The 11,270-nt window shown below is 59.5% G+C and carries 12 protein-coding genes; 11 read left to right on the top strand and 1 reads right to left on the bottom strand.

The genetic code is table 11. From position 1 onward, the window contains the following. Position 1 precedes the first annotated feature (1 nt). From ACRVY7_RS17275 to ACRVY7_RS17325, 11 genes are all read left to right on the top strand, one after another. A complete protein-coding gene (locus tag ACRVY7_RS17275) occupies positions 2 to 292 on the top strand; it encodes a WXG100 family type VII secretion target (RefSeq protein WP_431817946.1) in 291 nt (96 codons plus the stop codon). Further along, a complete protein-coding gene (locus ACRVY7_RS17280) occupies positions 292 to 1,632 on the top strand; it encodes a hypothetical protein (RefSeq protein WP_431817947.1) in 1,341 nt (446 codons plus the stop codon). Before ACRVY7_RS17275 ends, ACRVY7_RS17280 begins: the two co-directional genes overlap by 1 nt. Continuing rightward, positions 1,629 to 2,153 carry a hypothetical protein gene (locus ACRVY7_RS17285; RefSeq protein WP_431817948.1) on the top strand — a complete coding sequence of 175 codons (525 nt, stop codon included), beginning with the start codon at positions 1,629 to 1,631 and terminating at the stop codon, positions 2,151 to 2,153. Before ACRVY7_RS17280 ends, ACRVY7_RS17285 begins: the two co-directional genes overlap by 4 nt. Further along, positions 2,150 to 2,644, top strand: a complete 495-nt coding sequence (locus ACRVY7_RS17290) for a hypothetical protein (protein ID WP_431817949.1) — start codon at positions 2,150 to 2,152, stop codon at positions 2,642 to 2,644. The genes ACRVY7_RS17285 and ACRVY7_RS17290 overlap by 4 nt, the downstream gene beginning before the upstream one ends. Before the next feature lie 416 nt (positions 2,645 to 3,060). Then, a complete protein-coding gene (locus tag ACRVY7_RS17295; RefSeq protein ID WP_431817950.1) occupies positions 3,061 to 3,564 on the top strand; it encodes a hypothetical protein in 504 nt (167 codons plus the stop codon). Between the two features lie 11 nt (positions 3,565 to 3,575). Continuing rightward, positions 3,576 to 4,055 carry a hypothetical protein gene (locus tag ACRVY7_RS17300; RefSeq protein WP_431817951.1) on the top strand — a complete coding sequence of 160 codons (480 nt, stop codon included), beginning with the start codon at positions 3,576 to 3,578 and terminating at the stop codon, positions 4,053 to 4,055. A gap of 180 nt (positions 4,056 to 4,235) precedes the next feature. Continuing rightward, positions 4,236 to 4,781, top strand: a complete 546-nt coding sequence (locus tag ACRVY7_RS17305; protein ID WP_431817952.1) for a hypothetical protein — start codon at positions 4,236 to 4,238, stop codon at positions 4,779 to 4,781. Positions 4,782 to 4,847: 66 nt separating this feature from the next. After that, positions 4,848 to 5,372 (top strand): hypothetical protein, encoded by a 525-nt coding sequence (locus ACRVY7_RS17310; protein WP_431817953.1) that lies wholly within the window; start codon positions 4,848 to 4,850, stop codon positions 5,370 to 5,372. Further along, the gene (locus tag ACRVY7_RS17315; protein WP_431817954.1) at positions 5,369 to 6,085 is read left to right on the top strand and encodes a hypothetical protein; all 717 of its coding nucleotides are present in this window, start codon (positions 5,369 to 5,371) and stop codon (positions 6,083 to 6,085) included. Before ACRVY7_RS17310 ends, ACRVY7_RS17315 begins: the two co-directional genes overlap by 4 nt. Then, a complete protein-coding gene (locus ACRVY7_RS17320) occupies positions 6,082 to 7,233 on the top strand; it encodes a hypothetical protein (RefSeq protein WP_431817955.1) in 1,152 nt (383 codons plus the stop codon). The genes ACRVY7_RS17315 and ACRVY7_RS17320 overlap by 4 nt, the downstream gene beginning before the upstream one ends. Before the next feature lie 118 nt (positions 7,234 to 7,351). Next, a complete protein-coding gene (locus ACRVY7_RS17325) occupies positions 7,352 to 8,470 on the top strand; it encodes a DNA cytosine methyltransferase (protein WP_431817956.1) in 1,119 nt (372 codons plus the stop codon). Here the strand turns inward: ACRVY7_RS17325 and ACRVY7_RS17330 are convergent. After that, positions 8,458 to 11,091 (bottom strand): DEAD/DEAH box helicase, encoded by a 2,634-nt coding sequence (locus ACRVY7_RS17330; protein WP_431817957.1) that lies wholly within the window; start codon positions 11,089 to 11,091, stop codon positions 8,458 to 8,460. The two genes, ACRVY7_RS17325 and ACRVY7_RS17330, sit on opposite strands and share 13 nt — an antisense overlap. Positions 11,092 to 11,270 lie beyond the last annotated feature (179 nt).

Raw genomic sequence — 11,270 nt, forward strand, 5'->3', positions numbered from 1 at the left:
GATGACGGCGTTCAGGGTGAACCTCGACGAACTCGACCACGTGATCAGCCGACTGACCGCATTGGCAACGATCCTCACTGACGAGCTGGCTTCGATCGATTCCCAAGTGAAGCAACTAGATTCGAGCTCGTGGTCAGGTATCGCCGCAGCAGCACACGCCGAAGCCCACGCCCATTGGGCACAGTCGGCCACGCAGTTCAACGATGGCGTCCAAGAGATGCGCAATGTAGCGCGCCATGCGCATGGGCAGTACACCAAGGCTCAGACCACCAACGTGAACATGCTGCGGTAATGGTCGACGTCGACACCAAGCCCTACTACGACGCCGGACGGGCGTGCCAGGAAATGGCCGGGCACCTGAAGGAACAACTTGGCACCCTGCGGGGAACACTCAACTCATGCGGATCGATGGCGGGCGACTACGCCGACGTCGCCAGCTGGGCATCCACCTACGACTCGAAAACCACTGACTTCCTCTCCAACGCCGAATCGGTGATTAACGCACTCGCCAATTTCGGCGACGTCGTCAACGCCGCCGGATACAACTGGGATCTGGCCAACCACAACAGCAATTCCAATCCCAACAAGGGCGCGCCACCGGTTCGGCCCGCGCAGTCGCTCGGTCGATTCACCGCCGGCTGCGCAGCCCCACCGCCGAGCGCCAAAGGCTCCAACGGGGACGGCCTCGACACCGACATACCGGGACTGCTCGCAAAGATCGGCATCCCAGTGCCTGACGGCGATGCCAGCAAACTGGCGTCAGCAGCCACCGCCTGGCGCAACTTCGGGAGCAACGAACACGTCAGCGAGGCCGACCGCACGCTGCAGACCATGCACGACGGCTTCTCCCACGTAACCACCGACGACGCGCAACACATACAAGCGCACCTCGCCACTCTCAAGGGTGCCGTCACCGCGCTAAGCAGCTACTCGACGGCGATGTCTGGACCGGTTAACTCCCACCAAAGCGCGCTCCAAGATCTACGGACAGACGTCAAACACGACACACACGAACTCGTCATCGCCCTCGGAATAGCCACCGCCGCAGTCATCATCAGCATCGCCGTCGTCGCGTTCACCGGCGGCGCATCCCTCGCGATAACCGGCGAATCAGCCTCTGCCGCCGCGCTACTGATCGCGCGGACGGGCACAGCCATCCGCGACCTGATAACCACCAGTCGATTGGTGACCGCTGTATTGACCGTGGGCGGAGCCGCGGCGGCAACCGCGGCGTTCGGCAAGGTCGACGGCCTCACCGCCACGGCAGCGCTCTCGCACATCGCGATGCTGACGGCGCAGACGATTGACGAGGCGGACGAGTCACCCAAGTATGCCCCGAATCCCAAGCACGACACGTCAATGCCCCATCATGGCGTTCAAGGAACACCCATGGACCTCTCCGACGAGGAGGCCCAGAAGTTGCTCGACGAATCCGTCAGAACTGAAGATGGCAAGCAACGCTACGGCGTGAAGGATGGAAAAGTGTACGAATTCCAACCCGATAACACCGGAAGCTACCATGGGTATCCCTTGCCTAAGGGCGAGAGAGTTCCTACGGAGGTTCTCCGAGAATTTCTCAAACAAGGCGATCTCACAAAGAGTCAGTACAATAAGCTGGTGAATGGAAAATGAATTCGAGCGCGAACACTTTTAAGTTGAGAATACGCACCGACGGCCCGCGTCATCCTGGAGGCGTATGGCCCGACTGGTATGAGGGCCTAAGACTCGTTGGCATCAACTCCACGACCGGGGAAGAGATAACCTTCTTCAAGGGCAATTGGGAACTGCAAGGCATTCTCGACTGGCTCAAGAAATGTGAAGAACAAATCCGCGGTGACAGCCCCGTCATCCCCCAATTGCCAGGAGAGACAATCGGCCAAACGCTCGCACGCTCCTACGAGATTGTTACCGAGGACCTACCCGATGAGGTTTTTGATCTCGCGATATCGGAAGTGAACCGCTACAACCTCACACACAACCTCGCCATCGGCGCGAGTCGCATGGACCAATTTCCCGATCTCTTGCTCGGCCGTTCCGCGGACGGCCACGAGATCAGCAACTGGATCGACGACACCGAGCACAGCACAGCCTGGCGATACCTCTTCGACATCGATGACTTCTACCGCAACCTTCCCGTCGAGGACGAGCAATGAGACGAGACAGCGGCGCAGAGCCGACAACCGTTCGACTACGACTGCAAACGTCCGACCAGGGACAACTACGACTCGTCGGATACACCGACGCCCCCGAACCCGAGCATGTCTTCTTCGCAGGAAGATACAAACTAGGACCGATGCTCGCCTGGCTTCACGCGAATGAGTCCGCGATCCGACTCGGCTTCGCTCTGGTCATCCAGGCCTCAGGTGAGACACTCGGCCAAACCTTCGCACGAGCACGCGACGCCGTCACCGACGACTTACCCACCAACATCATCGATCTCGCCAACAAATCGCTTGCCCACTACAACAGAAAACACAACATTGCGTTCGGCGCTCCCGGCACCGACATCCCTCAGCTTCTCTTAGGCAGAGGAAACGACGAACACGAAATCTGCAACTACATCAACGATCTCGAGCACGACACAGCCTGGCGGTACCGCTTCGATCCCGATGACTTCTTCAGCAATCTTCCAACCGATTGCTGAGACCCCCATCCGCGGCGTTCGGCAGGGTCGACGGCCTCACCGCCACGAGAGCACTCTCGCACATCGTGATGCTGACGGCAGACTGTTGAAGAGGAGCCAGACAAGTCGCCTAAGTTTGTCCCCAGTCCCAAGCATGACACGTCGATGCCAGACCGCGTTCGACAAGGGATGCCGATTGACGAGGAAGCTCAAGAGGTACTGGACCGGTCCATAGAAGACGGCAAGCAGCGCTATGGCACAAAGGATGGAAAGATCTACGTATTTCAGCCCGACAACACGGTAGGCTATCACGGGTATCCAGGGGAAAATACTCAGACGTTACCGCCCAAAATACTCCGTGACCTCCACGATCGTGGAGACCTCACAAATAGTCAGTAAAATAAGCTGGTGAAAGGAAAATGAGTTCAACAACTCTCATGAAACTGAGAATCGCCGCTGATGGCCCGCGCCACCCTGGAGGCGTATGGCCCGACTGGTACGAAGGTTTGAAACTCGTTGGCACGAACCCCGCGACGGGGGAAGAGATAACGTTCTTCAAGGGAAATTGGGAACTCGCGGGAATTCTCGAATGGCTCACGGAGTGTGAAGAACAGATCCGCAATGATGACCCGGTGATACCCCAACTGCCGAACGAAACACTCGGCCAAACACTCACACGCTCCTACGACCTTGTTACTGATGATCTTCCGCAAGATGTCATCGATCTCGCGATTACAGAAGTCGGCCGCTACAACATTACACACAACATCAGTGCCGGCGCCTCTGGGATGGCAGAATTTCCCCGCCTGTTGATCGGCCGCTCCGAGGAAGGTTACGAGATCTGCAACTGGATTCAAGACCTTGAGCACGACACGGCCTGGCGATACTTCTTCGACATCGACGACTTCTACCGCAACCTACCCGTCGAAAACGAACAGTGAGAAGAGACAGCATGGCAGAGCCGACCGCCGTTCAACTACGACTGCAAGCGTCCGACCAGGGACAACTACGACTCATCGGGTACGCCGATGCACCCAATACGGAGAACGTCTTTTTTTCTGGAAGATACGAACTGGGACCGATGCTCGCCTGGCTGCGAGAGCATGAGTCGGCGATTCGGCTCGAAATCACCCCGATCACCCAGGCATCGGGTGACACGCTCGGCCAAACACTCGCTCGAGCACGCAACGCCGTCACCGACGACCTGCCCACCGATATCATCAATCTCGCCAACAAATCGATCGCGCTCTACAGCAGAAGCCACAACATTGCGTTCGGCGCTCCCGGCACCGACATCCCTCAGCTTCTCTTAGGCAGAGGAAACGACGAACACGAAATCTCCAACTACATCAACGACGTCGAGCACGACGAGGCCTGGCGGTACCTCTTCGATCCCGATGACTTCTTCAGCAACCTCCCAACCGAATGCTGAAACCAGAATCTGCGGCGTTCGGCCAGGTCGACGGCATCACCGCCGCGGGAGTACTCGCACATCGCGACGCTGACGGCGCAGACGATTGACGATGAGCCAGACAAGTCGCCCAAGCTAACTGACAACCCTGGAGGCTGTCACGGCTACCCGGCCGACACGACATGGGATGTACCCGCGCAGGTGCTGAAAGAGTTCCGAGAGCGTGGCGACATCGCTAACGCCGCATTCAACAAACTACGAAAATGGGAAATGAGCACAACGACGGCGATACGTCTACGTCTCGAGTTGAGAGACGACGTCGCGCTGTCCCTACTTGCATATCCTGAAGGCACCGTGCAAGAGCATGTCTTATTTAAGGGTGAGTACGACCCCAAGTTGATGCTCGAATGGCTGCGCGAATGCGAATCAAAGATCCGTCACCAGGAGCCGCTGATTTCCCAGACTGCAGGTGAGACAATCGGGCAGACGTTAGCCCGATCTTACGATGCCGTGTCGGATGATCTACCGATAGACGTCATAGACATTGCCAGCGAGGCGCTTTACCAATACAACTTTCATCACAACGTTGTATTCGGTGCCCCCGGAATGGAAATACCGAGGCTGCTGCTCGGCAAAGGATCAGGCGGTCACGAAGTCTGTAACTGGATCGACGATCTCGACCACGACACCGCATGGCGGTATCTCTTCGACCCAGATGACTTCTTCAGCAACCTTCCGGCCGGATGATGAGCAATGCACTCACAGACTCTCCGAGGCAGTATTCGTCCGACCAACTTGATCCAGGAAACGAAAATGAGCAAAACTGTTCAGAAGGTCAAGCTTCGATTTGAGACCGGCCCCCGGCATGAGGGCGAAGGCAGCCATTGTGATTGGTACGAAGACCTCGCACTAGTTGGGATACCAGAGGATGGTTCCGAAAACATTGTCTTCTTTAGGGGAAACTGGGAGTTGGCGGGAATTCTCGATTGGCTCCACGAATGTGAACGCAACATCCGCCAGAACCCTCCACCCATCACTCAAGCCTCGGGCGAGACACTGGGACAGACGTTGGCTCGAGCCTACGACGCCGTCACCGATGACCTCCCAGGCGATGTATTTGACCTAGCAATCGCTTCAGTGTCTGCCTACAACCAAACCCACAACATCGCAATCGGCGCGGTTGGCATGGCAGACTTTCCCAACATCATGATCGGACGATCAGGCAGCGGACACGAGATCGCCAACTGGATCGACGACATCGCTCACGACACAGCCTGGCGATACCTCTTCGACATCGACGACTTCTACCGCAACCTACCCGTCGAGGACGAGCAATGAGAAGAGACAGAGGCGCAGAGCTGACAACCGTTCGACTACGACTGCAAACGTCCAAACAGGGACAACTACGACTCGTCGGGTACGCCGATGCACCCAATACCGAGAACGTCTTCTTTTCTGGAAGATACGAACTGGGACCGATGCTCGCCTGGCTGCGAGAGCATGAGTCTGCGATTCGGTTCGAAATCACCCCGATCACCCAGGCATCGGGTGACACGCTCGGCCAAACGCCAATGAGCAATTGGACCGGGCAGAGTCGCTGGGCATACGACCATCAAGACCGAGGGGCCAACCCAGTGGCAACTGAGACCGCCAAGATCGAGTTCGTTCGGCGGTTGGCTGACCAATTCCGTTCTGTCAGAAGGGTATTTGATGACTACGCTGCAGACTTCACTGCCGACGGTCTTGCTATCCCCGATCAGCTCATCCTCGCGGACGTAGCGAACTGGGTCAGCACCCACATCGAAGATTCAGATGAGGCCGTCGCGATCCTCGACTTCCTCGACGGCCGCTACCCTCAGGAGCACATCGACGTGAAGGGCCTCATCGCGGTCGGCTTTGTCGAGAGCCTCGCGAGAAGTTGGGAGCCACACGGTCCACAAGTGCGCGCTGCGTCGGGCCCCTACCGTCGACGCCTACTCGACATCCTCGAATCACAGGGTGCGATCTTCGCCAAAGGACCTCGAATGAGAACAGCGAGGCCGCACCCATGACCATCGGACCACTCCCCGAGTGGGCAGACAAGCGACTCATCGTGCGGCTCAACAGCTCCGACGAGCTATACGTCATCGGCGGCAACGCGCACACCTACCGTGGACGCGTCGAGCTCTACAACCTGGCCGAGGGATACGGGATCGCCGTATTTCCTCGCGAGATCGTCGCCATCACCGACTATGCACGTGGCTGGCTCGAGGGCTTTCTCAGTGGAAACGAGCCCGCACTGCCCGATTCGGCTGCAGTCGCCGACCTGCGCGGTTCCCGCGAACTCGAGTACTTCCACACCCACCAACGCGAACTCCGGTCGTCGAACCGCGGCCTGTATTGGGTACGCGCGCGCAGCGAAAATAACAGCGCCACAACCATGAACGACATCTACAGGTCACTCTCTGACGTATTCGTGGCGTTCCAGCACAGTGACGTGCTCGGCATCGCCGAATGGTCGCCCATCGCCAGGTTCTACGACGAGGGCCAGCCCATCGACCTAACTGGCCCCGCCGAAATCCGCGACGCCTTCGCGTGGGTTAACCCCGGATATGCAATGAGCGACAACGCGACCGCCGCTCGCACACTTCGCGTGATCAACTGCGATCAGTCTCGACTTCCGAGCGGAGCCGTCGAAGTCGTCATCAGCATTCAGACTCTGCGCGGGATCGTCTACGCCGTGGAAATGACGGTCAACCTCGAAGAGCCTGCGTTTGAGAACGGCACATCCTCGGGCCAAATTGAATCGATTCTCGCGACGATCTTCGAAATCCTGGTCACCACAGTTGATCCCGACACTGCCACCGCGTCGACGTGGACGGCCGTCGATGCAACTGCCGTCTACCCTCCCGATCCCCGCAGCAACCGAGACCTGAACACGCCGGTCACACCCGGCTGGCTCACCTACGTCGCGGACCGTCTTCACTTCCCTGCAGCCGACATAAGCGGCACCATAATGAGGTCCGCGCCCTGGTACACCGGAGTCCTGATCACCGCCACACCTCGACTCAACGACTTCACTCTTGAGGCAGCGGAACGTGTCGCCACGGCGCTGGGGTACCGACCGGACGAGGGCGACGCTGACTATGTCAGTGAGGCAGCTGAGTCCGCACTGAACTCAACACCAAGCGCACACAGCCTGCCCGAGTCTTCGAACTGAGTGGTGAGCACCACCTGCGCGCCGAACTACTCAACGGCTGGACGCGGAATCGCTTGGTGCTGCGCAACACGCACCCTGTATTCTCGACGCACAGGGGGTTATCGTGCAGGATCTTGGTATGCATGTCGTTGACTTGTTCGCGGGCCCGGGCGGTCTCGATGTGGCGGCACACTGGCTAGGGCTGCACGCAACCGGGATCGAGTGGGATGACGACGCCTGCGCTACACGAGATGCCGCGGACCTCACCACCCTTCACGGCGATGTCCGCGCGTTCGATTACACAACCGTCGCCGCGTCTGTTCTGGCAGCGGGGCCGCCTTGTCAAACATTTACCGTCGCGGGAACCGGAAAGGGCCGGGAATTGCTCGGCACAATCCGACTGATCGTCAAACAGATCGCACATGGCGACGACGTTTCCGCACAGATCAAAGAACTGTCCGACGAGCGATCCGGTCTGGTTCTCGAGCCCTTTCGTTGGGCATTCGACGCATACTACGCTGGCGGCCCCTACGATTCTCTTGTTTTCGAACAGGTTCCGGCGGTATTACCCATATGGACTGCCATGTCCGATGCTCTCGAAGATGCCGGGTACGACACCTTCACGACTGTCGTGAAGGTCGAACAGTATGGGGTCCCACAAACACGTCGCAGGGCCGTAATGATCGCCCGGCGCAAAGACATTGGCCCCATGGCACCCTTGAACCCAACGCACGTGGCATACCGACGCAACTCCAGCAATCAGCCCCTTGACGGCTCTCTACCTGAATGTGTCTCGATGAGCGACGCACTGTCGGGAGTGGGCAGGGGGTACGGTGTCGAGCATTTCAATCTAGTCTCGAACTATGGGTCCGGGGGCGACCCGAGCAAGCGAGGAATCCGACACTCCTCGTCACCGTCGTTCACCATCACCGGCAAAGCGACTCGCAATCGCATCGAGAGCATTCAAGGCGCAAATCACGGCAACCTCTCCGTTTCCGACGCCGGCCTATTCCAGACCTTTCCGATCGACTACCCGTGGTCGGGCCGCAACCAATCCCAACAAGTTGGCAATGCGATTCCACCGCGCATGGGTGTCCACCTGCTCGCTTCTGCACTGGGGCTTGAATTCAAAACCTGTGACCTGGATTCAGCCGTGAAACGCAAATGGGACGGCTCGTTCGGTTGCATACCGACCACTCCCAAGAAGGCTGAGGTCAACGCAGGCATTGCACCCCACACCACCGATCAGCCCAGGTAGTCGGCCAGCGTCTGACGCGTGTTCTCGTCGACAAGCCAATCGTCGTACCCAACGCTGAATACGGTCCGATGCTTTACCTTCGACTTCAGGGTGGCTGCCGCCACGGCCGGATTTCGGAATGTCTTACCCGACAACACCTTTGCGCCCGGCGCGCTGTCGATGCGCAACTTCGCCGTGTCAGGATTGAAGAACCCGACGGTTTGGGTGCCGTCGTAGTCGAGCACCACCCTCAGTTCTCCCTCCTGCGACCAGACAAGATCCAAGGGCCTGGGCACTCGTTCGACCACGGCCGGGTCTAGAGACCGCGCCGTCTCAACTGAACGCTGTCCTTCAACAGACTGCGTCGACGAACCTGGTTGCGAACTGGCGGTCGGTGCCAATCCGATCAGGCCCCAACGCTCGAGACCGTCCTTGATGACCCACGTCTCGATATCGATGGGCGCATTGTCGCGCGGTCGGTAGAGAGTCGGATGGGCGCCCATCACGCTTCTGATGCGGGCGCTATACGGTCCCACCGGGATGATGTAGAACGACTGCGACCCCGGCTCGTCCGCAACCAGGACAACTGCGTCTCGTTCCGATGCGCCATCTGCAATCGTGCGGTCCGCCTTCGGCACACGCCAATGCCCCCAAGCGCCACCACGAATGGTGATTAGAGAGGTCCGCCCGTCGGGAGCGGTGACCAGCACCGTAGACGTCGAACCGCTCGGGTCGGCATCCACCTGCCCGCCCATTGCTTCGATGCGATCGACAACAGCTCGGACAACGCGATTATCCGCGGCACCGACGAAAGACTTCACCGGTGTCCGGGTTTCGGGCTTCACTCGATCGGTCTCACCGCTTGCCACGAGAACGTCGGACTCGCTGACATCCTCACCCGGATCGGGGGTCACCGCTACCACCGACTGCCCGGTGTTCTCCGCGATGATCACATCCCAAAGCTGCTTGATTCGCTCCGATGACATCACCCGTCCGTCGGGCAGAGCACTGGCGATCACCGTGTTCAGCCAATCGGTCGATATTTCGTGGGGGTAGGACACGAACAATTGGGCCAACATGTCGAGCGTACGAATGCGATCCTCGACTCCGGCCGATCGCCGTCCCCCGATCCCCACCAACGACTCTCCGACGGCCATCCATGAGAGCCCACCAACACCCTGCATGAGGGCTTCCTCGACAACCAGGTCTGGTAGTACTTCGCGGAGCTCCCGCCAGGTGAGAATGCCCTCATACTCGTCGACGATGTCGAGAATCGCGTCTTCCGGATTCCAGTCGTCCTCGATGCTGTGCGGCGGATCAGCCGGCTCCGTGTCCTCGTTCTCGTCGGCGTCGTCGCGATCGGCGACACGCCCAGTCCAGTCGGCCAAGAGCGCCGCAGCCTCCGCGGGACCGACGTCGTGGCGTTCGGCAGCTACTGCGAACAGTTCATCGAGATGGGTCTCGGCTCTCGATCCGACGAAGGGGTCTTCGATCGTGGAATTCACGTACACGACGACGAAGGCAGTACGGTCGGCCCAATCAACCGGATGAATGACTCTTCCCATTCGCTGGAGCATCTGGGCGCGGCTGCGCGCCGCGGCAGTTGCAATCCCTATCTGCGATGTGGGTACCGCCACTCCCTCATTGAGAAGGCGGGAGGTGGCCACCAGATCGATCGACCCGCTCGAGAACCCACGGAGCACAGGACCGGGCTCATCGTTCTCCAGGATTGCGTTTGCCCGCAGACCGGCGCCCTTGGCCGCACGGACGACTCCCAACGACATATTGTCCGAAATCGTGAACACCGTGGTGCGCCGCACATCGCGCAATCCAGCCGCCAGCAACTCAACCGCACCGACCTTCGACGTACACTCCGACATCACCCACCGCCGGCCGTCGACGGCCTCGAGGTACTCGTGCGCCAGGTACTTGATCTCGCCGGCCAGCGATCCGGAATCGATCGCACGCGCCGATTCGTAGATCCCTTCACTCAGGTCCACTCCGGTTTCGCGCAGTTTCTGCTCGGCCCGGTCAATTCGTTTGGACAGTGCGTCGTACTCATCGCGTTCTTTGCCCGAGAAACTGACACCCACCGTGACAACGAGCGGCTTAGCGAGTATGCCTTCGTCGACCGCTCGCCGGTACCCGCAGCCCTGGATCATTTCGCCGAAGTACGGCCGCAAAGTGCGCTCGACCTGAACGCTGGCCCACTCGTACGAGGCGGTGAGGCCGAGCTTCTCGGTTATCTCGGTTCTGGGGAACACGACGTCGGCGAGATCGGAAACGGCGAGCCTCTGAATCTCGTCAGCGACGAGGAGCCCCCTGTCACGAAAAGCGCTCAGACGCTTCTTCCCCAGTCCTTCAGCAGTGCATACGACGATCTGCTCAGGAGCTGTGAGTGCCCGAGACCGATCTGGCAGACCCACCCGAACCCCGGGAAATGCACTCTCGACAGCTTCTCGCCACTGGTCGACCAACCCCTCGTCAGGCACGAGTATCAGCGCAGGAACACCCCTCCGGCGCGCGTCGGCGACGGCGGCGAGGCCCGCTTCGGTCTTGCCTGCACCGGTGACCGCCTCGATGACCCCGGACTTGCCCGAGGCCGCCCACCTTTGAAATGCCTCGACCTGCCAAGGCCGCATGGCTCGTCGCATTCCCAACTTTTCGGCAAGGTCCGCAGGAGACAGAAGACTCCACTCTTCCTCCCCACCAGTGGGCGGGCCGAACACTTGGTCGTTTCGAAGGAGCGCATCCTGGACATCGGTGACGTTCACTGACAGGCGATTCGCGAGCGCGACGGAGGTGAGAGGACCAGCTGCCG

It is taken from the genome of Gordonia jacobaea, from assembly GCF_965344965.1.
GTDB classification, from domain to species: Bacteria; Actinomycetota; Actinomycetes; order Mycobacteriales; family Mycobacteriaceae; genus Gordonia; species Gordonia jacobaea.

What these genes read in the sequence shown, in the direction of transcription:
- ACRVY7_RS17330 (WP_431817957.1), bottom strand. Translation starts at nt 11,091, where the DNA reads ATGCGGCCTTGGCAGGTCGAGGCATTTCAAAGGTGGGCGGCCTCGGGC.
- ACRVY7_RS17280 (WP_431817947.1), top strand. Translation starts at nt 292, where the DNA reads ATGGTCGACGTCGACACCAAGCCCTACTACGACGCCGGACGGGCGTGC.
- ACRVY7_RS17295 (WP_431817950.1), top strand. Translation starts at nt 3,061, where the DNA reads ATGAAACTGAGAATCGCCGCTGATGGCCCGCGCCACCCTGGAGGCGTA.
- ACRVY7_RS17315 (WP_431817954.1), top strand. Translation starts at nt 5,369, where the DNA reads ATGAGAAGAGACAGAGGCGCAGAGCTGACAACCGTTCGACTACGACTG.
- ACRVY7_RS17285 (WP_431817948.1), top strand. Translation starts at nt 1,629, where the DNA reads ATGAATTCGAGCGCGAACACTTTTAAGTTGAGAATACGCACCGACGGC.
- ACRVY7_RS17325 (WP_431817956.1), top strand. Translation starts at nt 7,352, where the DNA reads ATGCATGTCGTTGACTTGTTCGCGGGCCCGGGCGGTCTCGATGTGGCG.
- ACRVY7_RS17310 (WP_431817953.1), top strand. Translation starts at nt 4,848, where the DNA reads ATGAGCAAAACTGTTCAGAAGGTCAAGCTTCGATTTGAGACCGGCCCC.
- ACRVY7_RS17275 (WP_431817946.1), top strand. Translation starts at nt 2, where the DNA reads ATGACGGCGTTCAGGGTGAACCTCGACGAACTCGACCACGTGATCAGC.
- ACRVY7_RS17320 (WP_431817955.1), top strand. Translation starts at nt 6,082, where the DNA reads ATGACCATCGGACCACTCCCCGAGTGGGCAGACAAGCGACTCATCGTG.
- ACRVY7_RS17300 (WP_431817951.1), top strand. Translation starts at nt 3,576, where the DNA reads ATGGCAGAGCCGACCGCCGTTCAACTACGACTGCAAGCGTCCGACCAG.
- ACRVY7_RS17290 (WP_431817949.1), top strand. Translation starts at nt 2,150, where the DNA reads ATGAGACGAGACAGCGGCGCAGAGCCGACAACCGTTCGACTACGACTG.